The 23110-nt window shown below is 63.1% G+C and carries 19 protein-coding genes and 1 pseudogene; 14 read left to right on the plus strand and 6 right to left on the minus strand.

Annotation, left to right across the window (positions count from 1 at the left end; translation table 11 throughout):
* Nucleotides 1–74: 74 nt before the first annotated feature.
* From HNQ40_RS07815 to mraY, 3 genes are all read left to right on the plus strand, one after another.
* Entirely contained in the window at nucleotides 75–1607 is a 1533-nt protein-coding gene (locus HNQ40_RS07815; protein WP_184677319.1) for a UDP-N-acetylmuramoyl-L-alanyl-D-glutamate--2,6-diaminopimelate ligase, read from the plus strand.
* Nucleotides 1604–2881: a UDP-N-acetylmuramoyl-tripeptide--D-alanyl-D-alanine ligase gene (locus HNQ40_RS07820; RefSeq protein ID WP_184677320.1), complete on the plus strand. Its 1278-nt coding sequence runs from the start codon at nucleotides 1604–1606 to the stop codon at nucleotides 2879–2881. Before HNQ40_RS07815 ends, HNQ40_RS07820 begins: the two co-directional genes overlap by 4 nt.
* A gap of 92 nt (nucleotides 2882–2973) precedes the next feature.
* The gene (gene mraY / locus HNQ40_RS07825; RefSeq protein WP_184677321.1) at nucleotides 2974–4176 is read left to right on the plus strand and encodes a phospho-N-acetylmuramoyl-pentapeptide-transferase; all 1203 of its coding nucleotides are present in this window, start codon (nucleotides 2974–2976) and stop codon (nucleotides 4174–4176) included.
* Between the two features lie 98 nt (nucleotides 4177–4274).
* Here mraY and HNQ40_RS07830 read toward each other — a convergent pair whose 3' ends face one another.
* Both HNQ40_RS07830 and miaE read right to left on the minus strand, forming a co-directional pair.
* Nucleotides 4275–4814 (minus strand): cytochrome c oxidase assembly factor Coa1 family protein, encoded by a 540-nt coding sequence (locus HNQ40_RS07830; protein WP_184677322.1) that lies wholly within the window; start codon nucleotides 4812–4814, stop codon nucleotides 4275–4277.
* The gene (gene miaE / locus HNQ40_RS07835) at nucleotides 4811–5479 is read right to left on the minus strand and encodes a tRNA-(ms[2]io[6]A)-hydroxylase (protein ID WP_184677323.1); all 669 of its coding nucleotides are present in this window, start codon (nucleotides 5477–5479) and stop codon (nucleotides 4811–4813) included. Before miaE ends, HNQ40_RS07830 begins: the two co-directional genes overlap by 4 nt.
* A 54-nt stretch (nucleotides 5480–5533) precedes the next feature.
* Here miaE and HNQ40_RS07840 point away from each other — a divergent pair, with 54 nt between their 5' ends.
* The 5 genes from HNQ40_RS07840 to HNQ40_RS07860 all read left to right on the plus strand — a co-directional run bounded on the left by HNQ40_RS07840 (nucleotide 5534) and on the right by HNQ40_RS07860 (nucleotide 10711).
* Entirely contained in the window at nucleotides 5534–6040 is a 507-nt protein-coding gene (locus HNQ40_RS07840) for an ATP-dependent zinc protease family protein (RefSeq protein ID WP_184677324.1), read from the plus strand.
* Complete coding sequence (locus HNQ40_RS07845; RefSeq protein WP_184677325.1) at nucleotides 6037–7224, plus strand: RimK family alpha-L-glutamate ligase; 1188 nt, start codon at nucleotides 6037–6039, stop codon at nucleotides 7222–7224. The genes HNQ40_RS07840 and HNQ40_RS07845 overlap by 4 nt, the downstream gene beginning before the upstream one ends.
* A 45-nt stretch (nucleotides 7225–7269) precedes the next feature.
* The gene (locus tag HNQ40_RS07850; protein ID WP_184677326.1) at nucleotides 7270–8061 is read left to right on the plus strand and encodes an SDR family NAD(P)-dependent oxidoreductase; all 792 of its coding nucleotides are present in this window, start codon (nucleotides 7270–7272) and stop codon (nucleotides 8059–8061) included.
* Nucleotides 8062–8221: 160 nt separating this feature from the next.
* Nucleotides 8222–10186, plus strand: a complete 1965-nt coding sequence (gene typA / locus HNQ40_RS07855) for a translational GTPase TypA (RefSeq protein ID WP_184677327.1) — start codon at nucleotides 8222–8224, stop codon at nucleotides 10184–10186.
* Nucleotides 10187–10192: 6 nt separating this feature from the next.
* Nucleotides 10193–10711 (plus strand): hypothetical protein, encoded by a 519-nt coding sequence (locus HNQ40_RS07860; protein ID WP_184677328.1) that lies wholly within the window; start codon nucleotides 10193–10195, stop codon nucleotides 10709–10711.
* Between the two features lie 277 nt (nucleotides 10712–10988).
* On the opposite strand, the gene HNQ40_RS07865 is transcribed toward HNQ40_RS07860, so the two are convergent.
* Nucleotides 10989–12482 carry an alpha-L-fucosidase gene (locus tag HNQ40_RS07865; RefSeq protein ID WP_184677329.1) on the minus strand — a complete coding sequence of 498 codons (1494 nt, stop codon included), beginning with the start codon at nucleotides 12480–12482 and terminating at the stop codon, nucleotides 10989–10991.
* A gap of 76 nt (nucleotides 12483–12558) precedes the next feature.
* Here HNQ40_RS07865 and HNQ40_RS07870 point away from each other — a divergent pair, with 76 nt between their 5' ends.
* The 3 genes from HNQ40_RS07870 to HNQ40_RS07880 all read left to right on the plus strand — a co-directional run bounded on the left by HNQ40_RS07870 (nucleotide 12559) and on the right by HNQ40_RS07880 (nucleotide 15995).
* Entirely contained in the window at nucleotides 12559–13344 is a 786-nt protein-coding gene (locus HNQ40_RS07870; RefSeq protein ID WP_184677330.1) for a TrmH family RNA methyltransferase, read from the plus strand.
* 185 nt (nucleotides 13345–13529) lie between these two features.
* Nucleotides 13530–13880, plus strand: coding sequence for an STAS domain-containing protein (locus tag HNQ40_RS07875; protein WP_184677331.1), 351 nt, complete (start codon nucleotides 13530–13532; stop codon nucleotides 13878–13880).
* Nucleotides 13881–13904: 24 nt separating this feature from the next.
* Entirely contained in the window at nucleotides 13905–15995 is a 2091-nt protein-coding gene (locus HNQ40_RS07880) for an amylo-alpha-1,6-glucosidase (protein ID WP_184677332.1), read from the plus strand.
* Between the two features lie 72 nt (nucleotides 15996–16067).
* Here HNQ40_RS07880 and HNQ40_RS07885 read toward each other — a convergent pair whose 3' ends face one another.
* Entirely contained in the window at nucleotides 16068–16442 is a 375-nt protein-coding gene (locus tag HNQ40_RS07885; RefSeq protein WP_184677333.1) for a hypothetical protein, read from the minus strand.
* Nucleotides 16443–16772: 330 nt separating this feature from the next.
* On the opposite strand from HNQ40_RS07885, the gene HNQ40_RS07890 reads away from it, so the two are divergent.
* Both HNQ40_RS07890 and HNQ40_RS07895 read left to right on the plus strand, forming a co-directional pair.
* Nucleotides 16773–17939, plus strand: a complete 1167-nt coding sequence (locus tag HNQ40_RS07890; RefSeq protein ID WP_184677334.1) for an ankyrin repeat domain-containing protein — start codon at nucleotides 16773–16775, stop codon at nucleotides 17937–17939.
* 232 nt (nucleotides 17940–18171) lie between these two features.
* Complete coding sequence (locus HNQ40_RS07895) at nucleotides 18172–19065, plus strand: hypothetical protein (protein ID WP_184677335.1); 894 nt, start codon at nucleotides 18172–18174, stop codon at nucleotides 19063–19065.
* Between the two features lie 134 nt (nucleotides 19066–19199).
* Here the strand turns inward: HNQ40_RS07895 and HNQ40_RS07900 are convergent, their stop codons facing one another.
* On the minus strand, nucleotides 19200–20450 hold the full coding sequence (locus HNQ40_RS07900) for a GNAT family N-acetyltransferase (RefSeq protein WP_184677336.1): 1251 nt from the start codon (nucleotides 20448–20450) through the stop codon (nucleotides 19200–19202).
* A gap of 113 nt (nucleotides 20451–20563) precedes the next feature.
* Nucleotides 20564–21247, minus strand: a complete 684-nt coding sequence (locus tag HNQ40_RS07905; protein WP_184677337.1) for a hypothetical protein — start codon at nucleotides 21245–21247, stop codon at nucleotides 20564–20566.
* Nucleotides 21248–22161: 914 nt separating this feature from the next.
* Between HNQ40_RS07905 and HNQ40_RS07910 the strand changes: the two are divergent.
* Nucleotides 22162–23110: pseudogene (locus tag HNQ40_RS07910) on the plus strand (hypothetical protein); the annotation flags it as partial.

Below are 23110 nucleotides of genomic sequence, written 5' to 3' on the forward strand. Positions count from 1 at the left end.
TGTCCGTCACCCGGCCACACGGCCGATGATGAAAGTCAGGCGGGTTCGGTATTTGCCTTAGTGTGGTTGCACCCATGATTCTGTCGTCTCTCATCGAAAACCTCGGCCTGCCCCTCGTTGCGGGTGACGGCGGGCTGGAACTATCGGACCTGACCGACGACTCCCGTCGGGTGAGCGAGGGCTGCTTGTTCATCGCGCGCGACACGGGCGATGATCGTTGGAAAACTTTTGCGGCGGACGCGATCGAGCGGGGCGCGGCCGCGCTGGTCGTGCCCGAGGCGATTGAGGTGCCTCCGGGGGTTGGGTTAGTGGTTGGGGCAGGTGAGGGTTCGGGGCCGATCGATCAACGCCTGGCCGGCCGACTGTCGGCTCGATTCTTCGGCGAACCCGCCAAGCGGTTGAAACTGATCGGGATCACCGGGACCAACGGCAAGACGACCGTCGCCACGCTGTCCCAATACCTGCTCAATGCGGCGGGCATGAAGTGTGGATTGATCGGCACCGTTACGATTGACCACGGCTCATCCGAAGGGCCGCTCACCGCCGAGCTGACCACGCCGGGCGCCATCGACCTGCACCGCCACTTTGTCGAGATGGTCAAGCACGGCTGCGGGGCGTGCGCGATGGAGGTGTCCAGTCATGCGTTGGATCAGGGCCGAGTCGATGGGCTGGAGTTTGAGGTCGCGGTATTCACCAACCTGACCCAGGACCACCTCGACTACCACGGCACGATGGAGAACTACGCCGCGGCGAAGGCGAAGTTGTTGGGCCTGCTGTCGGAGTCCGGTGTGGCGGTGGTGAACTGTGAAGATGAAGGTCTCAAGCTAATTGAGTTGTCTAGTGTCGAACAAGACGTGGTGTTGAGCGCGGTGGCGGATGAGCGAGGTCACGCGGACGCTTCGGCATGGCCAAGCGAGATGACGGCCAGTGGAAGCAGTGCAAAATTCGAAGGACGCTGGGACGCGTTTGACGCGAATCTGCCTCTGACGGGTGATTACAACCTGATGAATGCTCTGCAGGCGCTCACGGCGGCATTTGCTCTTGTGCCGAATGCGAAGTGTGATTGGGCGCAGAGCATTGCGAACTGCCCCCCGGTGCCAGGCAGGTTGGAGCGTGTCCAAACGAGCACAGCAGAAGTCCATGGGGAGTGTCCATCGGTCCTGGTGGATTATGCGCACACCCCCGATGCACTTTCGACGGTTTTGAAGACGGTCCATCCTCTGACGAAGGGGAAGCTCATCTGTGTGTTCGGATGTGGCGGCGACCGAGACCGTACCAAACGCCCCAAGATGGCTGCCGCTGTGGCCGAGGTGGCGGATGTGTTGTTTCTCACCAGCGACAACCCACGCACCGAGGACCCGCGGCAGATTCTGAGTGATACCGAGGCGGGGGTGCCACGAGGTAAACGCGAGGCGCTCACGGTCGAGATCGACCGCGCCATGGCGATCGAGTCCGCCATCCTCAGAGCGACCGCCAACGACACTGTGCTCATCGCGGGCAAGGGCCACGAGGACTACCAGATCCTCGGCAACGAAAAGATCCACTTCGACGACCGCGAACAAGCGGCGGCAGCGCTTGCGAAATGGGTGGAGCAGCACGATTCATGAGCGCGTTCTGGAGCTACGAAAACCTTGAACGCGTCACCGGCGGCGAGTGGACGATTGAGCCTACGGACTACACGGCACAAGCCACCGGACTGTCTCACGACACGCGGACACTCCAACCCGGTCAGGTCTACCTCGCGGTCAAAGGCGAGAACCACGACGGCCACCGCTTCGTGGGTAGCGCCCTGGAAAACGGCGCGGCCTGCGCGATCGTGAGCGACGAGGCCGCTGTGGGTCCGGGACCGGTGCTACTCGTGGACGACACGGTCGCGGCATTGCAAGAACTCGCCAGCGCGTACCGGGACGAACTCGCGAAGCACGACTGCAAGGTCATCGCGGTCTGCGGGTCCAACGGCAAGACCACGACCCGCCAACTCATCCACCACGTGCTCACCCGCTGCGGCCTCCACGGCACGCAGTCGCCCAAGAGCTTCAACAACCACCTCGGCGTGCCGTTGACGCTGTTGGCAGCGCAGCTCGACCACGACTTCATCGCTTGTGAGATCGGAACGAACCACCCCGGCGAGATCGCCTCGCTCGGCGACATCGCCTGGCCCGACGCGACGGTCATCACCAGCATCGGCAGCGAACATCTGGAGTTCTTCAAGGACATCCAAGGTGTCGCGAAGGAAGAAGCCGCGATCCTGCCCTTCGTCCGCCCCCACGGCTACGTCACCCTTCCCGCCGAGGCGGCGGAGCTGATCGCCCCGTACTACAACGTGCAGGAAGGCGTGATCATGCTGCCCGTCCGGCACGACCGCGATGTCCCCGAAGACTTCCCGTTGCTGGGCGAACACAACCGGATGAACGCGGCGCTGGTCGTTGCGTTGTGTCGCTGGCTGGAGCTGTCGGGCGACGCGGTGAACGATGCGCTGCGGTGTGCCGAGCCCCCGGCGGGGCGTTTGCGGCAGATCGAATTGGGGCAAGGCGTCACGGTGCTCGATGATTCGTACAACGCCAACCCCGACTCGATGCGGGCGGCGTTGGAGGTGCTGGCGGAAAGTGACGGCCGAAAGATCGCGGTGCTGGGCGACATGCTGGAGCTGGGCGTGGCGGGTGAAGCGGCCCACCGGGAAATCTCAGCCGAGGCGGGGGTGATCGCCGATCATCTGGTGTTGGTTGGCGAGCTGTTCAGGGGCGAGGTTTGGTCCGATGGTCTGCCGACGAAGATCGCGGACCTCGTGCAACCCGGCGACACGCTGCTGCTTAAGGGTTCACGCGGCATGGCGTTGGAGCGTATCATCCCTGCGGTCGAGGCCAAGTACCCGAAGGTGTAGAACCGCGCGGAAGGCTCCGCCATCCGCGGGCTTTCGGTGAAATAGAACCGACTAATCTCCTAACTCCTAACCCCCAACTCCCAACCCCGCCCTTGCTCTACTACCTCACCGACCTCTTCCGCGACACGATCCACGCCAGCGAATGGCTGGGGGCGCTCGGTGTGTTTCAGTGGGTTGAGTTCCGGGCGGTGCTGGCGATCATCCTGAGCTTCACGATCGTCGTCGTCTCCGGCAAGCGAACCATCGGCTGGCTGGTCATGAAGAAGGTCGGCGACAACCCCGACTTCGGCCGAGCGGACGTCAACGAGCTCATGAAGGCCAAGAGCAACACGCCCACCATGGGCGGGATCATGATCGCCGGGGCGATCTTCCTGACCACGCTGTTGCTAGCGGACCTCAGCAGCTTCTACGTCCGCATGGCGATGGTCTGCCTGGTGGGCTTCTTCCTCATCGGGCTGGTCGACGATTGGCTCAAGCTCACCGCGGCCCGCCGCAGCACCGGTCGGCAGGGCCTGCACTCGTGGGAGAAGATGCTGTTCCAGATCGCGCTGTCGGTCTTGCTGGGGTTCTTTGTGGTGAACCACCCCGAGCGCATGTTCGTCACCGGCAGCGAGTTCACCGACATGGCCCGGGCGCTGAACATCCCGGGCCTCAAGACCTGGGTGAAAGACGCGGGCGAGTTCGTGCAGAGCCCGGGTTTGATCGTTTTACCCCCGGCGTTGTTCGTGCTGATCGCCGTCTTGGTGATGGTCTTCTCGTCCAACGCGGTCAACCTTACCGATGGCATGGACGGCCTGGCGAGCGGGATCATGGTCATCGTCGCGTTCGCCATGCTCGTGCTCTGCCTGATCGCGGGTTACGCCCACGAAGACTTTGTCTTGGCCAAGTACCTGCTGGTGCCGCACATCCCGCTCAGCGATGAGTTGGCGGTCGTCGCCGCGTCGATGGTTGGGGCTTGCCTCGGCTTCCTGTGGTTCAACTGCAACCCCGCGCAGGTGTTCATGGGCGACACTGGCTCGCTTCCGCTCGGCGGACTGCTGGGCTTTATTGCCGTGGTCATCCGCCAGGAATTCCTGCTGTTTGTCATCGGCGGGGTGTTCGTAATGGAAGCCGTCAGCGTGATGCTGCAGGTGGCTTACTTCAAGATCACCAAGGGCCGACGCATCTTCAAGTGTGCCCCGATCCACCACCACTTCCACCTCGAAGGCTGGACCGAGCAGCAGGTCGTGATCCGGTTCTGGCTGATCACGGTGCTACTTGCCGCGATCGCGCTGGCGACCGTCAAGATCCGTTAACGCGGATCTCAGTGATGAGTGACAAGTGAACAGTGATGAGTCGAGCGGAGCACAGCGATGGGTATCCGGCTTGCCTTGGACTCATCACTGTTCACTGTTTACTCATCACTTGCTTCATCCGTGGGCTCGTCCTCGACGCCGTACTTTTTCTTCGCTTCGGGCGTGGGCTCGGGTAGTTGCACCCCCGTCGGCGGCTTGTCGTTGATGATCTCGACCATCTCGACGCCGAAGTCGCTGTAGGTCGCGACGTCGAGGAAGACGAGTTCCCATTCGCTGGCGTCGTCCTCGGGGTCGCGTTCGAGGACCGCGCGGACCACGCCTTTGCCCGTCGGGCCGGCGATGCGGAAGGTCATCTCGGTGTAGCCGGTCTTGTCGTTGACCTGCCCCGCGGCGAGCCAGGTCGGCTCGACGGGCTTGCCCAGGTTCGATTGCACCCCGTGGTAGTTCACCACCCGCTCGACCGCGATCTGATAAGGCACGGTGGTCTTGAGGTGATTCACCGTGAGGACGAACACCGTGGTGAACACGACCGCGCCGAACACGAGGAACGAGCCGAGCATGATCAGCAGGGCCCGCATGCGGTGTTCGATGTACCAGGGGATTTTGGCGGCAGGAGTGGGGGCAGCAGGTTCGTTCATCGGTCGGTGTCTTCGGGCACGCCGCTGTGCATGCCGGGATAGTGGGATTGATCAGCCAGGATCGCGGCTTCTTGCTCAAGCATCTCCTGCCAGCGCCTTTCGATCGCCTCGGCGGGGACGCCCGGGAGCTTGCGGGCCAGGTCGAGGAAGGTGATGTAGTGGCCGTGCTCGGAAGCCCAGAGGCCCTTGTACAGCTTGGCGAGTTCCTCATCTTCGCCCGTCTCGGCCAGATAGTCCGCCAGCGTCGCGAAACGCTCACACGACCGCACTTCGATCAGTGCGCTGACCATCAGCCGATCCGTCAGTGTGTTTCGCCGGGCGTCGGTGGTGCCGCCGCCGAGGCGGATGAGGTCGCGCAGGGCCTTGGCGTAGGGGTTGCGGTGGCTGCGGGAAAACGTGCCGCCGCGCTTGTGCAGGATCCGCAGCACCAGCTGCAGGTGGTCGGCCTCTTCGCCCGCCACGGCCGTCATCGTCGTCACCCACGCGTCCGGCGGGATCGGGTCGGGCCACTGGTGCAACAACTCCAACGCGTTGGTCGCCGCCTTCCGCTCCAGGTGGGCGTGGTCCGACAGCAACGCCAACGGCTCGGCCAACACCCCCGCCGCCCACGCCGAGGACGTGGCGGATTTCAGCGGGAGTTCGACTTTATCTAACAAAGCAGGCATAGCACACGAGTATAGCCGGGCGGTATGATTCCCCCACGCACCCCGAGACCCGCGATGAACGACACGCCCGACCCACCTCAACCCCCCGGCGACGGCCCGCGGATCGTCGGCTACCACGAGTACGTCGACCTGCCCGCCTGGGGCATCAAACGCCTGCTCGCCAAGGCCGACACCGGTGCGCGATCGTCGGCTCTCGACGCCCGGAACATCCAGGAACTGCCCGGGGAGCGGGTGCGTTTCGAGGTTGCCCGTTCGCGTGACAACCGCCAAGACGCGGTTGCGGTGGAAGCACCCATCGTCCGCCGGGCTTCGGTACGGGACAGCCACGGCAACACGTCAGAGCGGCTGGTTGTCGAGGCGGAGATCAAGATCGGCGATCAGACCCTGAAACGCGAGGTCACTTTGGTGTCGCGTGAGCAGATGATCTGTCGCATGCTGCTGGGTCGGCAAGCGCTGTCCTCAGAATTTCTGGTCGACTCGTCCCGCCGGTTTGTTCAGAGCAGGCCGCCGCGCAAGCGCCGCTCGTCAGAAGCCCCGAACCCGACGGGGGATCAGCCATGAAGATTGTGGTGTTGTCGCGTAACCCCAAGGGCTACTCCGTCAAGCGATTTCGCGAGGCCGCCGAGGCGCGCGGCCATACGCTGCGTGTCCGTAGCACGCTGCGGTTTTCGATGTACGTCGAGCCGCAATCGCCCGACCTGACCTACAACGGCAAAGAGTTCGGCGAGGTCGACGCGGTCATCCCGCGCATCGGCGCCAGCATCACGCAGTTCGGTACCGCGGTCGTCCGGCAGTTCGAGCAGATGGGCGTGTTCTGCCTGAACACCTCCACCGCGATCAGCGTCAGCCGCGATAAGCTGCGGTCGATGCAGATCCTCAGCCGCCACGACGTGGGCATCCCCGACTCGGCGTTTGTCCGCGGCAAGGAAGACGTGCTGCCCGCGATCGAGGCGCTCGGCGGCGTGCCGGTGATCATCAAGCTGCTCGAGGGCAGCCAGGGTGTTGGCGTGATTTTGGCCGACAGCGTCAACATCGCCGAGGCGATCATCGAGACCTTGCAGAGCGCCCGGCAGAACGTGTTGTTGCAGAAGTTCGTAGCCGAGAGCAAGGGCCGAGACATCCGCGCGTTGGTGGTGGGAGGGCGTGTTGTCGCGGCGATGCGACGTAAGGCGGTGGGCACTGAGTTCCGCAGCAACGTCCACCGCGGCGGCCAGACCGAAGCGATCGAGCTGGACGAGCAGTACCAACAGACCGCGGTCAAAGCGGCGCAGATCATGGGCCTCCGCGTGGCGGGTGTCGACATGCTCGAAGGCCGTGACGGCCCGCAGGTCATGGAAGTCAACTCGTCGCCCGGCCTCGAAGGTATCGAGACGGTCACCGGCATCGACGTGGCCGGGGCGATCATCGAGCACATCGAAGAACAGGTCCTGCTGCCCGACGTCGATGTCCGCCAACGCATGACCATCAAGTCCGGCTACGGCGTCGCGGAGTTCCCCGTCGCGCCCGACTCGCCGTTGGCCGGTGTGACCATCGGGGACAGCGGCCTGCGGGACGACCGCGAGGTGCTCGTGCTCAGCATCACGCGCGGCTCTGCCGTGATCCCCGCGCCACACGGCAACCAGGAAATCCTGCCCGGCGATGTGCTGCTGTGCTTCGGCAAGCTGTTCACGCTCCGCTCGCTGGTCCCGGCCGAGCGCCCCAAGAAACCCAAGCGCAAACGGACACGTGTGAATCCCAGCGTCTAAGATTGGCTCTTGTTCCATCTGTGTTTTGACTAGGAGAACTGTCGCATGTCCCAGCCGTTTACGAATCGTGTTGCTCTGGTCACCGGTGCCTCGGCCGGCATCGGCTGGGCCACCGCCAAGTCCCTCGCCGAGGCCGGGGCGAAGGTCGCGGTCAGCGCCCGCCGGGGCGAGAAGCTCGAAGCGCTCGTCGCCGAGATCGCCGCAGCGGGTGGCAAGGCCAAGGCGTTCCCCGCGGACGTGTCGGACCCCGCCGCGACCGACGCGATGTGGGCCCAAGTGGTCGACTGGGCCGGCGGCGTGCCGGAGATCGTCGTCGCCAACGCCGGGCGCGGCCTGGCAGGCGGCGTGCTGTCTTCGGACGAGTCTGCTTGGGAATCGCTTTTCAAGCTCAACGTCACCGGCACGATGCACTTCATGCGGATCGTCGCCGGCGCGATGAAGGCCAAGCTCGAAGCGGCCGGGGTCACGCCCGCCGACGCCGACTTCCCCGGGGCCGACCTCGTCGTGCTCGGCTCGACCGTGGGCAGCAACGTCTCGCCGTTCTCCGGGGCCTACGGCGCGTCGAAGTTTGCCGTGGAGGGGGCCGTCGAGGCGCTGCGTCGTGAGGTCGGCTCGACGGGCATCCGTGTCACCAACATCAAGCCCGGCATCGTCCTCTCGGAGTTCCAGGACGTCGCCGGCTACGACGAGGAAAACTTCGGCAAGACGGTCGCCAAGTTCGGCAAGATGCTCCAGCCCGAAGACATCGCCCGCACGATCTGCCACATCGTCGCCGAACCGCCCCACGTCCACGTCAACACCGTCACCATCCGCCCTGTGGGGCAGGACTACCCCTGATCCCGTCGGGCGGCGAGCCCAGGCGACAATTTCATACGGTTACGGCTTAAATCGGTACAATCCCCCGCTTGGCACCGCCCCGGCGGTCCGTCCGCCCCGCCTCCTCAGCCCGGTATCCCCGGGCCCCCAGAAACACCCCGGCCCCCCGGAAACCCCCACCATGGCCCAGAACCACCTCCGAAACGTCGCGATCATTGCCCACGTCGACCACGGCAAGACCACGCTCACTGACCAGCTGCTCTACCAGTCGGGCATGTTCCGCACCGAGGATCTCGACAAGCTCGCCGGCGGCCAGCACAACCTCATCATGGACACCGGCGACCTCGAGCGCGAGCGCGGCATCACCATCACCGCCAAGAACTGTGCTGTGAACTACCGCCACACCGACGGGGCCGACTACAAGATCAACCTGATCGACACGCCGGGCCACGCCGACTTCGGCGGCGAGGTCGAACGCGTCCTCAACATGGCCGACGGCTGCCTGCTCGTGGTCGACGCCTTCGAGGGCCCGATGCCCCAGACCCGCTTCGTGCTCCAGAAAGCCCTGGCCATCGGCCTCAAGCCCGTCGTGGTCATCAACAAGATCGACAAGCCCAACGCCCGGCCCGAAGACGTCATCAACGAAGTCTTCGACCTGCTCGCCGAGCTGGATGCGCCCGATGATGCGCTGGACTTCCCGATCGTTTACAGCTCAGCCAAGAACGGCTGGGCGTCGGACGACCTCGAGAAGGCCGGCATGAACGGGGCCGAGCACCCCGACAACATGCTGGCGCTCTACTCGGCGATCCTCGAACACGTCCCCGCGCCGTACGCCGAGGGCTCATCGCGTGGCGCCGCTGCCGGCTTCGCCTCGGGCGTCGAAGCGCTCGCCGCCCCGCTGCAAATGATGGTCACCACGATCCAATACTCCGACTACGTCGGCCGGATCGCCGTGGGCCGTGTGACCGCCGGGCGGATCAACGCCGGGCAGCAGGTCACCGTCATCAACCGGGCCGGCGAAGGCAAGCAGCAGAAGATCCTGAAGCTCAATGCCTTCGACGGCCTCAAACAGAAAGAAGTCCCCCAGGTCATCGCCGGCGACATCTGCGCCGTGGTCGGCCTCGACCCGATCGACATCGGCGACACCATCGCCTGCCCCGACCGCCCCGAAGCTCTGCCCGCCGTCGAGATCGACGAGCCGACACTGACCATGACCTTCCGTGTCAACGACTCGCCCTTCGCTGGCCGCGAAGGCGAGTTCGTCACGTCCCGCCAGGTCTACGACCGCCTGCAGAAAGAGCTGCAGTCCAACGTCGCGCTCCGCGTTGAGCGGGGCGACGGCGGCGACGAGTTCAAGGTGTCGGGCCGGGGCATGATGCACCTGGGCGTGCTCCTCGAAACCATGCGCCGCGAGGGCTACGAGCTCCAGGTCGGCAAGCCCGAGGTGATCCTCAAGCGTCCTGAAGACGGCGACCACGCCGGCAAGCTCTGCGAGCCCATCGAACAGCTCGTCGTCGACTGCCCCGCCGAGTGCCAGAACGACGTGATGAGCCTGGTCACGAACCGCAAGGCCGAGATCGTCAGCATGGACCCCAAGGCCGGGGCCGGCGACTACATCCACATGGAGTTCACCATCCCCGCCCGCGGCCTGATCGGCATGCGGACCCGGATGCTCACCGCCACCCAGGGCCGAGCCGTCATGCACCACAACCTGCTCCGATACGAGCCGATGCGCGGCGACGTGCCCAAACGCCCCGCCGGCGTCATCATCGCCAGCGACACCGGCCAGGTCACCCCCTACGCCCTCCACGGCCTCTACGACCGCGGCTTCTTCTTCGTCAAGCCGGGCGACCAGGTCTACGAAGGCCAGGTCATCGGCGAACACTGCAAAGACAACGACATCATCGCCAACCCCATCAAGTCCAAACAACTCACCGCCGTCCGCACCCGCGGCGGCAAAGACGACAACATGCAGATCAAGCCCGCCAAAGAGATGTCGCTCGAGGCTTGCTTGGAATACATCGCCGAGGACGAGTTGGTTGAGGTGACTCCCGAAAACATCCGGCTACGCAAGCGGACTCTGCAAGAGTCGATGCGGCGACGCGAGGCACGGTCGGCGAAGGATAAGGCGAAGGCTGGGGCATAGGTAATTATGGATAATCAAATTTCCGGATTTAACGTTGCCGCCTATACCTTGACCGGTGAAGAAGTTGGCCGTGGTTTTTGGGAGATGAGCAGCCTATCTCCGATATGGGTCGAGGCAGGCGTCACATTTTTAAATCAATTCGGTGATAATTTTCCTGCGACTTCATGGGGTCAGGAATTAAATCACATAGAAACTAAATTGACTTCAAGTGACGGAGCGGGCCTTGGTCAGTTTTACACGAATGGCCAATTGTCGATTTCGACATTGTATTTGGCAGGCAAGGATCGATCGGTAGACAACGAAGTAGCTGATTTATTTATTCAATCACTTGAGCAGTCAGACTTAGTGCGTCAAGCAACCACTCACCCGCAGCCATTTGCCAGTATTCGTTCAATCGAATCTCGACCGCTTGTTGTTGTGTTTGTTTGGGGGAATCCTGAGATTAGCGATCAAGACGAAGAACTACTTCAGGAGTTGAGTACACACTTTGCTGCGGCTTTCTTCAAACGGTCGTCCAGTGATTAATTGAAGTAGGCCAGGTCTTCGACCTGACACGAACTACACGATGACTTGCGTCAGGTCGAAGACCTGACCTACATGGTGCTAAGCCCAGCGCCGCGTCGACGGGCTTCATAACGGCGCACCAACACCCCATGTTCGACCCCTAACTCCGTCAGGCCATCGCGGCGCACGCCGCGATGTTGATCTGTGTGAGGCTTTGGGTGACTAGGCGGGTTGGGGGTGGAGTTATTGAGGTATTTCTAGCCGGGCCGCTACACGGCCCTGGTCGAGGTCTGCGGTTTTACGACAGTGTGAGTTTCAGGCTGTACGCCAAATCGCAGGGCTTCGTGTCGGGGGCGGTGATTTTCACGCCGTTGTCGTCTTGCGACCATTCGAGCGGGCCGGCGTGGCCGAGGAGTTCGACGTTCGCCACGCGGTCTTTCACCGCGGTGAGGTGGAAGGTGCGGCCCCCGGAAGCGCTTCCGTCCTCCGGCCAACCCATGGCGATGGCGTAGAGGGTGTGGTCGCCCTTGGTGACGAAGCGGTAGTCGCCGTCGCCGAGGGGGGACTGGTCGGGCTCGGCGAAGTCGCCGGTGGGGAAGTCTTTGCCTTGGCCGTATTGGGTCCAGGGGCGGGTGCCGTAGATGGCTTCGCCGTTGACGGCGAACCAGTCGGCGAGGGCGTCGAGGATGGCGAGGCATTCGGCGTCGAGGGTGCCGTCGGTTTGGCCGGGGAAGTTGAGCAGGAGGTTGCCGTTCTTGCTGACGATGTCGGCGAGCATGTGGACGATCAGTTGCGGCGACTTGTAGGTCAGGCCTTGCTTGTAGTACCAGCCGCCGACGCAGGTATCGGTCTGCCAGGGGTCGGGCCAAATGCGATCGACGCCGCCGCGTTCGAGGTCGAGGATGCCGATGCCTTCGACGTAATCGCCGTGGCCGCCGATGGGGTTGCCCTCGGCATCGAGCGCGGGGCCGGGCTGGGCGTGGTCGCGGGCGGACTCGTGGTAGCTCTTGAGGTTGTAGACCGCTTCGAGCTTGCCGCCGCGGCGTTCGATGTTGCGGTTGTAGAAGTGGGCGAGCATCGATCGGCCGACCTCGCCGAAGGGGATCGCGCCGTCGGTGTAGAGCAGGTCGGGGTCGTACTGGTCGACCAGGTCGTTGATGCGGTCGTGCCACTGCTTAGCCCACCACGCCGGCGGGTCGAGGGGGTATTGAAAGTTGGTGTCGTCGTGGGGCGGGAAGTAGAAGTCTTCGAGCTCGGGGTTGTTGCCGTCGTAGGGCACGCCGGCCTTGGGGCCTTCCTTGTCGCTGCCTTTGTTGGTGTTGAACCAGTTGTAGGAGCGCTCGAGGTGTTCGGTGACGCCGAAGTAGAGGCCTTGGTCGCGGGCGGCGTCGCGGAACTCGCCGACGATGTCGCGCTTGGGGCCGATGTTGACCGCGTTCCACTTGTGGTGCTTGGAGTTCCACAGGTCGAAGTTGTCGTGGTGCACGCCCATGGAAGTGAAGTACTTGGCGCCGGCTTTCTTGTAGCGTTGCATCAGGTCCTGGGCGTCGAAGTTCTCGCAGGTCCAAAGCGGGAGGATGTCTTTGAAGCCAAACTCTGAGGGGTGGCCGTAGTGCTTGAGGTGGTGCTCGTAGGCGGGGTCGCCGGGCTTGTACATGTTGCGGGCGTACCAGTCGCCGGCCATGGGCACGCCTTGGGGGCCCCAGTGGGCCCAGATGCCGAACTTCGCATCGCGGAACCAATCGGGGCAGGTGTATTGCTGGAGGGAGTCGAAGGTGGGCTCGAACTTCATGGCGGGGTTCCGGGGTAAGCAGGGTTTGGTGCAGTGACTACGATGTGACGCTCGAAACACCGCACGGAGTCGACCAATGGACACACACGATACCCCCGAAAGTTCGCAAAACCAGACATTCTTGCTCGGCGCGATCGCCGTGGAAGCGGGGCTTTCGGCGGGGACGCGGGAGGTGGCCGGCGTGTGGGTCGATGCCGACATGGACTACCGCAAGATCGAGCCCGTGCGTCGTGCCGCCAAGGCCCGGCGGATCGAGCTCACGCCCCTGAGCCGCCAAGAGCTTGACGCCCGCGTCGGCCACGACAAACACGGCGGCGTGGTCGCGGAGGTCGGCCCACGGACGTTCCTCACGCTGGATGAATTGCTCGCCCACTCCGGCAGCGAGCGGTCGTTCTTCGTGATGCTCGACGGCGTCGAGGACCCGTTCAACTTCGGCCAGTCGATCCGCTCGCTCTACGCCGCGGGCTGTCACGGCGTCGTGGTTCGGCCCCGCAACTGGGCGATGGCGGACGGCGAAGCCCCGTCGATCATCGCCCGCTCCTCGGCGGGCACCAGCGAGTTCATGCCGATCGCCTTGGCGGAGACGCCCGAAGAGGCGGCCGAGTTTTTCAAAGCCAAGGGCGTGGTCGTCGCTGCAGCGGCGGAGACGCACGAAGCGGTGCCTTTGTACGACGTGGACCTGACGAAGCCGTTGTTCCTGCTCATCGGCGGCGAGAAGCGGGGTGTGAAGCGGTCGTTCCTCAACCAGGCGGACCAAGTCGTGCAGATCCCCTACGGCCGACCGTTCGAATACGCGCTGGGCACCGTCGCGGCGGTGTCGGTGTTGGGGTTTGAGCTGGCGCGGCAGCGGGGTGGGAAATAGGCAGTGGGCAATGGGGTTTGGGCAGTGGGGAAGACGCAAGCGATGGCGTGGAAGCGATCGAGTACACCGCCTGCTTGAAGCTACGAACGCATGAATCACCACCAAACCCTCACCCGCTAAACTTTGCTCGCGCCCCATTACCCAAACCCCACCGCCCACCGCCCACTGCCCACTGCCCAACTCCCATGGACCCCTTCACCCACCTCCACTGCGAAATCGTCGGCGAGCTCGCCCACGTCACCTTCCCTGGCGGGAAGTTCGACGGCGTCGCGGTGCGGGAACTGTTCGAGTTGTCCAACCAGCTCCCCGAAGTTCGCCCCAAACTCCTGGTCGACACCACCGGCGTCGAGTTCGTCCCGTCGGGCGGGATGGGCATGCTGATCATGATCCGCAAACGATTTATGTCCGCCGGCGGGCAGCTGCACATCGCGATCCCCAACGCCAACATCATGCAGTCGTTCACCCTGGCCAACATGGGCCGGATGCTCGAATTGTTTGAAACTGTTGAGGACGCCCGGGACCGCTTCAAGCCGTGAACCGCGGGCTATGATGGCCTCATCATGGACAAAACCACCACCACCCACACGCTCGCCCTCGATGGCGAAAGCGTCAACACCGACACCCTCCTCCAACGCGAATGGCTGCTGACCAACGGCACCGGCGCTTTCAGCATGGGCACCGCGCTCGGCTGCAACACCCGCCGGTACCACGGCCTGCTCATCGCCGCCGCCTCCCCGCCCGTCGGACGCGTGCTGGCGCTCAACCAGGTCTTCGACCAACTCATCCTCAAAGCCCCCGGAAGCGACGACGCCGAGCAACACGTCGAACTGGGTAGCTGCCTCTTCCGTGGCGATGATGAACAACTCGTTCACGCCCCGCAGGGCCATCAATCCATCGCCGAGTTCAAGCGTGGCCTGACCGTGCAGTGGACCTACCAGTGGGGCAAGGTCACCGTCGAACGCGAGCTCGTCCTGCACGACAAAGCCCAGGCGATCACGATCCACTACCGCGTGGCCGGGCTGAAAAACCTGGGCGGCGACGCCACGCTCCGCGTCGCTCCGATGCTCACCCTCCGCGACTTCCACAGCCTGCTCTCCCGCGGCAACGCCGGCGAGTTTGCCCTCAAATCCCCCAAGCACGGCAAGAAACTCTCGGTCACGCAAGGCGAAACCGAAATCACCTTCAACTCCCCCGACGGCAAATTCACCGAGCAGCCCGACTGGTGGCACGGCATCACCTACCCCCGCGATGCCTACCGCGGCCAGGGCGACCGCGAAGACTACTTCATCCCCGGCCACTTCAACTTGCCCCTCAGCACCGAGGGCAAGTTGGCCAAGGCGTCGATCACCGTTGCCCTCGGCAGCAAGGCCCTCGAACCCAAAGCCAAGCCCGGCCGGGCGACACGGATTAAGAAAGCCCTCGAGTATCTCCCTGAGCTGGCCGACCAACCCGTCGCCGCGACCGCCCTCGCGATCGCCGCCGACGACTTCGTGGTCCAACGCACCCTCGGCAGCAAGAAGCTCACCACCATCATGGCCGGCTACCCCTGGTTCGCCGACTGGGGCCGGGACACCTTCATCGCCCTGCCCGGCCTCCTGCTCTCCACCGGACGACTCACCGCCGCCCGCGATACCCTCCGTGCTTTCGCAAGCTCGCTCCAAGACGGCCTCGTCCCTAACCGCTTCGACGACTACACCAACGAGCCGCACTACAACACCGTCGACGCCTCGCTGTGGTACGTCGTCGCGGGCCTCGCCTACATCGAAGCGTCCGAGACCTCGCCCAAGTGGCTGGTCAAAGCGATGACCGACATCGTCGATGCGTACGCCGCCGGCACGAACGCCCAGGGCCACGACGGCCGACCCATCCCCATCCCCATCGCCATGGATGCCGACGGCCTCATCGCCGCCGGCGACGACCACTCCCAGCTCACCTGGATGGACGCGGCCTGCGGCGGCACCGTCTTCACCCCCCGCCCCGGCAAGTGCGTCGAGATCAACGCCCTGTGGTACCACGCCCTCGTCGGCCTGGCCGAACTCCTGCAACAAGGCACCGCCAAAGAGATCGACGCCGGCGACGCCTACGCCAAGCTCGCCAAACAAGTCAAACGTTCGTTCGTCAGCACCTTCTGGTCCGACGACCTAGGCCGACTGATCGACCACGTTCGCCCGGATGGCACGCCCGACCTGTCACTCCGGCCCAACATGGTCTTCGCCTGCAGCCTGCCCAACTCCCCGCTGCCCGCCGCGAAACGCAAAGCCGTGCTCGCCGCGATCAAGGACCAGCTGCTCACCTCTGCGGGCCTCCGCACCCTCCCGGCCGACGACCCGAACTACCACCCCCACTACGCCGGCCCGCAGTACGACCGCGACAAGAGCTACCACCAAGGCACCGTTTGGCCCTGGCCGATGGGCGCCTACGCCGAGGGCGTCCTGCGTGCGGGCAAGTTCTCCAAGAAAGCCAAAGCCGAGGCGACCGCCGTCCTGCAACCACTCATCGATCGCTTGCTCGACCAAGGCCTCGGCCAACTCCACGAAATCTTCGACGCCGACGCCGGATTCACCGGAATCCACGAACCCCGCGGCTGCCCCGCCCAAGCCTGGTCCGTCGCCGAGGTCGTGCGGGTGTTGGAGTTGATCGAGACGACCTAACCCTCAGGGTTATTGCGGGAGATAACGGATGGCTTTAAGGAGTTGTGAAGACCTATGCGCCGCGAGACGGGGCTACCGGGCCCACCTCTGAATAGCTTCAATCGTATCGAACGGCGATGAGTTGAAAGCGATCTTGCTGGCCGGGCAAACATGACTGATAACGTTGATCATTCGCTCGAACAGCAGCAACAGGTCCGGGTCTGTACGGACCCCCGCACCTATCAAAACGATATCGGGTGAATAATCAAGAAGGTCTTGCTTGAGTTGCTGCGGTGCTGTTTCGCTCGTATCCGTTAAACACCAGCGGGCGTCGAACCCCGCGCTTGCGGCCTCAGAAGCAACCTGCTCAAAGGCCGCCTCTAGTTTTTCAACGGAGAGGTCCGGCCATTTGTCGTAATCGACCGCCGAAGAAGCCAAGCCAACGAGAAGTACTCTGGGGCGATTCATGCCGCAGAGTGTAACTCACTTGTATTGACCATTTGTTACGCATCATCAATGGAAGCGCAAGCCAGTACGCCGGGGTGTTCTTACTTCTTCGAACATCACTCCACTGCGCGGAACAGGCCTGCGACTTGTTTGCGCTTCCCGATCTACGGCGTAAAGTCGGGATCAAGTTTCTATTGCCACCGCCCCGCCATGCTGGTAATTTTTAATTGCGTGCAGAACGCATCCCGCCCGCGGAAAGGGCTTTAAGCCCACCTGCCTCTTGTCTACATCTTTGTCCTCCTTTTGGGTCGTGAGTCGCGGGCACCCGACCATTGCTGAAGGAGGTCACTCGTGACCACATCGTCTGTATCGTTGCCGGACCGTCCGAACCTGCGTTTCCTGAAGGACCGGGCCAAAGCCATGGTCAAAGAGGGGCGGGCGTCCTCCCTCGCCCAGGCCCAGCACACGCTGGCGCGAACGTATGGCTTTGCCAACTGGGCCATGCTCAAAGCCCACATCGAACCCCTCCAGGCCGAGCAGCGGTTGGCCGCGACGCACCGCCTGATCCAAGCCGCCGCAAACGGAGACCTCAAGAACCTCGACGCCGCACTGCGGGCCGGGGCGAACGCCAAGCACGTGTACGACGGCGGGGAAAGCTACGACACGTTCCGTCCGCCGATGAAGGCCGCGATCGAATCGGGTCAGCTCGAAGCGGTCCGCCGATTGTTGGACCACGGCGCCCTCGACCGGGCGTGGCATTGGGACGGCCTGCAGGGCGCAAGGCAACGCGGCCACGACGACATCGTCGCCTTGCTCAGCGAGCGCCGTCGGGTCGAGGTCGATCTCGGCGCCGCGATCCGCCGGGGTGACCTGGAGGCGATCGAAGCGTTGCTGGACGCCGACCCCACGCTCGCCCGCGCCAACGAGGCCAGCCATTCCGCGCAGCAAGCCCCGGTCTACCTCGCGGCGCAGCAGGGCGACGTGCGTGTGGTGCGTCGCCTGATCCAGGCCGGGGCCGACCCGGCCGCCGCGTGGCACGCCAGTTCGTTCAACGCGATGACCGTCGCCCGCTACCAGGGCAACCGTGCGTTGGTTGAGCTGCTCGAATCGCACCACGTCACCAGCCCGGACGTGACCGACTACCTCTACGCCGCTTCGCAGGGCGACCTGGACCGGGTGCGCAAGTTCCTGGACGCCGGGCTGGACGTCAACGCCAAGTGCGCTTGCGCCCACCACGTGATCGTCCACGCGTTCCGCTCCGGCAACGCATCCCTACTCCAACTCGTGCTCGACCGCGGGGCGGACATCCGCTTATCCAACGGTTGGGAAGGCTACATCTGGTTTACCGATTTGATCGAAGCCGGCAACGTCGAGGCGGTCCGCCAGATCCTCGACCTGGGCTACAACGTGAACCACCGCGACGACCACGGCAACACGCCGTTATCGATCGCCCGCCAAGCGGGCCAGCAGGCCGTGGAAGACTTGTTGCTGGCGTATGCAGGCAAGGCCAACGGCTAGCCCGCTCGACCGTTGCTGATTCTGAAAATTACTCTGACCGGCCCATGGTGAACGCCGTGGGCCGGCTGTTGTATGGACGTGTGAATGTTATCTGTGCTCATTCTTTGGAATGCCGCCCCACCACACGGTAGTAACTTGCCCCTCAGGTAAAAGGGCAAGTTACTGTGACGGGTCTCGTGATCGTCGCAGCCCGACCTCGATCTGAGCTATAGTTGTTACACACCCTTTCCGGATGACATTGATGCTTAGACTTCCGCGTATTGGATTAACCACGATCGGTTGGCATGCCCTCTTGATGGTTGGGCTGCTGCTCTTAAACGTCGACACTGTGGCGGACGAAACGGTTGACGCTTGGCTGGTTCATGCCCCCCAAGCTCAGGCCGACGCGGATTCGAGTTGGTCTGGTTTTGGGCTTGGGTCTTGGTCGACGTTGGCGTTTTACAATGAGCCCGATGATCTGAAGAAGGGGCGTTCGCCGGATTTCAATATTAAGCAGAAGCTCGTGCGGTTCGTTTACGACAACGACAGTGCAAACTTCCCCAGCGCTGTTCTGGTCGACATGTCTACGCCCGAGCAAAACGAATTTGCCGTGGCTTCTGCATCCCCGGAGCAGCAGGGGTTTACGTTGATCAAGACTACATCGGTACGCCGAGTCGTTCCGGGCCGCACGCTGCAGGCCGAAGAGCGAGAGTACAAGCGGGTGATCGATGACGCCGAGCAGCGGTTGGTCTTGTGGGTCGCGCAAAAAGCTGAGAAGCATGTGCCGGCGTTTGACGTACGGTTAGATTTCTACGGCAAGATCCAACACGAATTCTTCCGGTTACCCGCCGGCACCGTGGGGTGGGAATGTGAAAACGTCGGAAAGGATGAAACACCTATCCGGGCAGAGATCGTTGACTTTAAAGACAGGGTTCGTGCGGGCAAGAAAAAAGTGTCATGTGTCGTCTTTAAGCGGACCTACCCGAAGACATCAGGGCGTCATAGCCAATTAATCGAAACCGAATGGCTGAGCCAAGAGGTTCCCGGGGGGACGGTTCGCGTGGTCGGCGAGTACCCCGAAGGCACGATTACTTCCATCGTGGTTTGTACGGGATTCAACGTTGTTGATCTCGAAGATGCTAATTAATTACGTCGTCGGGCAAGGCCTGATGTGACTGGAATGCAGCATAGGGTTGGAGCCTATAACTTCGAATACCGCCCCACCGCCCGGTACAGGCCCGCGACCTGTTCGCGTTTCACGATCCTCGGCGGTGGACTGACCTATGCCGCATCAAGTCGTTTAACCTCGACCTCGCCTTCCAGCACGTTTCGTACCATCCCTTGAGCAGCTTGTAGGTTCCCCATGGGCGGGTTAGCTTCGATCTGCCGGGCTACGTTGTATTTTTCCTGCGTCGGTGCCAACAGCCTTGGCTCCGCGAGGACCTGCTCTAACCAACGGTCTTTGAGTTCCCGGGCAAACGCCTCCTGAGCGGGGTCGAACTTCTTCTTGGCCGCCTTCACCTTCTGCTTCGCGGCCTTGAGTTCGGCATCCACCTCGGCCGCGGCGGCTTCCCTGGCCTGCGTCACCTCCACCGGCTCAGCCGCCCCACCAAAACGCAACGCCCCCGACTCGATCGAATCCGTCGGCAAAACATTCCGCACCGCCGTGGCCTGCTTCTGCTTGACCGCCTGCTTGCGCTGCCGTTCAAGCCGCTGCACCTCGGACTCCAGCAGCTTCACCTCGTCCTCGCACTCCTCATTCCGGCCCCCGGACGTTCGCCCATTGGGCAACACGATCGGCTTCGCATCGCTCCAATGCGTCCCCGGCGGGATCGGCAGCACAATGCGGTCCTCGCCGATCGCCCCGGCACCGGTGAGGCTGGGGAACCAATACGCCGTCCCGCCGTTGGCCACATCACCCGTGTCCCCCTCCCGGATCCGCTTCTGCCAAAAGATGTGCATCCGCGGCCCGGCCTTCCGCGTCCGTCCCCCGCCGGTCCGAAACGCCAGGGGCACAAACCCCATCGCCTCCCAGAACCGGTTAGCCGGCAGGTCCTGCGCACACCAGCAGCAGTACAGCCGACACCCGTAGGCGCTTCGTTCAAACTTTGCCTTGAGCAGGTTCGCCGCCACCAGCGACCGCTGGAACTCCGGCTCCACGTTCATCTGATAAATAATCCCCAGCTCATCCCGCTTCAGATACCGGTCCGTCCCCAACACGTAACCGACCGGGAATTGGTCGGAGTGATGAGTACCTAGTGAACAGTGATGAGTACTGCCTTCACTCGTTCCTGATACCTCGTTCCTCGTCCCTCTTGTTGCCTCGGCAACGAGCACATTGCCCTTTTCGATGTGCCCCTTGATCGCCTTTTCCCACATGAAGCCGACGCCGTTTTTATGTCGCTTCTGCAGGTCATCGATAAAGTCGAAGTCGGTCAGCCGGGCGCTGCGGATGTTGATCTCAACCCGCGGCGTCGGCAACACCGGCAGGTGGTTCGAATCGTCGGGTTGGTAACGGATGACATTAGACATGGGTGGACTCCCGGAACGGTAATAGAACGATTTCCAAAACCCTCAGCACCGCGGTCACGGTGCCAAGGTTTGTTGAAGGCTTACGCCAACCGTCAGGCCGCGGAGCGGAATGCTCATGCCGCCTGCGACAGGCCGCCCGCGATCCGCGTCTCGACCGGTGGGCAGGCCGGGCCGCTCTGAAGTTTGGTGTTGGCCCACTGAGCCGTCAGCCACACCTTCGTCCCGCCCGGCACGGTGTCGGGGATCGTCACCTCGATCGTGGTCCGCGACTGCATGCCTTTGAAGTGCCACGCGTTGATGTCTTGCGGGTAGTCTTCGCCGGTGGTGTAGTAGAGCGTCGCACCTTTGACCCCACTCGGCCGTGCGCGGCCTGAGTTCTCCGCGCTGCGCAGCTTGATCGTGATCTTGCGGCCCTGCACCACCACCACCGTCAGCTCCGGGCTCGTCTCAGGCACCGGCACCGGCGTCGGGTCCATATCACGGATCGTGATGTCCAGGTCCCGCCGCATGCTGTCGGAGGTGCCCGGGTAGCCCTGAACAATCCGGACCAGCGAACGGGCCGCCGCGATCAGCCCTTTCTTGGCGTCGTTCTTCTCCTGCACCTTGGTCGGCGTGCGGGTGCCGGGGTCCTGGCAGACGTTGTAGCGCTGCTGGAAGTCGACGACCTGCGCACCAAACGCGGTGGTCTGCGGCTCGGTCAGCCCGTACGCCGGCGGATCGGCCTCGACGAGGTTGCTGAAATTCAACGCCCAGGACAACAGTTCTGCTTCTCGACTTGGGAGGTAGTTGGTTCCCATCAGAAAACTCCTTTCCCATCCCCGGCCCCGGAAGTGCTTGTGGTTCCCCGGCGTGGATGGCGATTGTGTTCGAGCACGCCCCGCCGACCGAACACCCGCCCGGCATCGTTGCTCTGCTGGCCTATCGATCGCTGCAAGCCGCCGCTTCAGCAATTGCGGAAACCCCTATTCCGGGAACATGCTTATGGAGGTCGAACCCCGCGCAAGACGATCATCGCGCCGGATTGCGATTTCGCAACGATCCCGGCTGTTGGTAGGTGCAGTACACCGCCACCCGCGTGATGAACTTCCGTGCGGCGGTATTCTCGACCGGTCTGAAGTCCGAAAGGCTCAGAAGGTTCAACTCCGATCGATTGGGCGCCCCAAAACTGTGACCGATGCGCCGCGGAGCGAAATCTGAATGCGGTGTTTAGCCCCGCGTGGTCGTCGTTCCGATGTCTAAACCCGGTGTTTAGACCTCTAAATACGCTGTATAGATGTCTGAACGCGGCGTTCAGACTTCGGGGTGCCGAGTTTACGGGTCGATCTGCGGCGTATAGCGATCTAAACGCAGCGTTTACGGATCGCAGCGTGTTGTTTGGCATCACGCATGGGATCACAAGGTGGGAGGGCTGGCGATGTTGGGGCCAAGTCCATCGGACTCCACTTTTCACCTTAAAAACAATTTACTCACGAATGCCCGGAATCTGCTTGTGTTGGGTACTGATCGAACGTAGGGTGAACTCGCATCTCAGGGTCATTTGTGTTGTAAAAATTAGCTCCCTGTCCTCGCGGCGGGGCACCGGTTACACGGATTTCCGTGCTTTGTTTCGTGTGTTTGGACCGGTTGGAGTTTTTTCATTTATCTACTATCCAGCGAGTGGGAGGGTGTCATGAAAGCAGCGAAGGATTCAAAGATCGGCCGTCGGGCCGGGATGGGTGTGGCGGTTGCGGTGCTGGCCCTGGCGGGCGGTGAGGCGGCGGGGCAGGATTCGTTTTTTGATGGGGTGTTCGACCTGTCTTCGCTGGACGGGAGCAACGGTTTCGTCCTGAACGGGATTGATGGCTTTGACCAGTCAGGCTGGTCGGTTTCGTCGGCGGGCGATGTGAACGGTGACGGGGTGGCGGACGTGATCATCGGGGCACGTACTGCGGACCCCAACGGCAACAACTCTGCGGGCGAGAGCTACGTGGTGTTCGGCGGCGGCTCGGTGGGCTCGGGGGGTTCGCTGGACCTGTCGTCGCTGGACGGGAGCAACGGTTTTGTCTTGAACGGGATTGATGGTGGTGACGAGTCGGGCTGGTCGGTTTCGTCGGCGGGCGATGTGAACGGTGACGGGGTGGCGGACGTGATCATCGGGGCTTACGCAGCCGACCCCAACGGCAACAACAATGCGGGCGAGAGCTACGTGGTATTCGGCGGCGGCTCGGTGGGCTCGGGGGGTTCGCTGGACCTGTCTTCGCTGAACGGGAGCAACGGTTTTGTCCTGAACGGGATTAGTTTCGGCGACCTTTTAGGCCGGTCGGTTTCGTCGGCGGGGGATGTGAACGGTGACGGGGTGGCGGACGTGATCATCGGGGCAATCGGGGGCGACCCCAACGGCAACAGCTCTGCGGGCGAGAGCTACGTGGTGTTCGGCGGCGGCTCGGTGGGCTCGGGGGGTTCGCTGGACCTGTCTTCGCTGGACGGGAGCAACGGTTTTGTCCTGAACGGGATTGATATAGGTGATGCTTCAGGCTCTTCGGTTTCGTCGGCGGGGGATGTGAACGGTGACGGGGTGGCGGACTTGATCATCGGGGCTAACGCAGCCGACCCCAACGGCAACAACTCTGCGGGCGAGAGCTACGTGGTGTTCGGCGGCGGCTCGGTGGGTTCGGGGGGTT

The sequence above is a fragment of the Algisphaera agarilytica genome (assembly GCF_014207595.1).
GTDB lineage: Bacteria > Planctomycetota > Phycisphaerae > Phycisphaerales > Phycisphaeraceae > Algisphaera > Algisphaera agarilytica.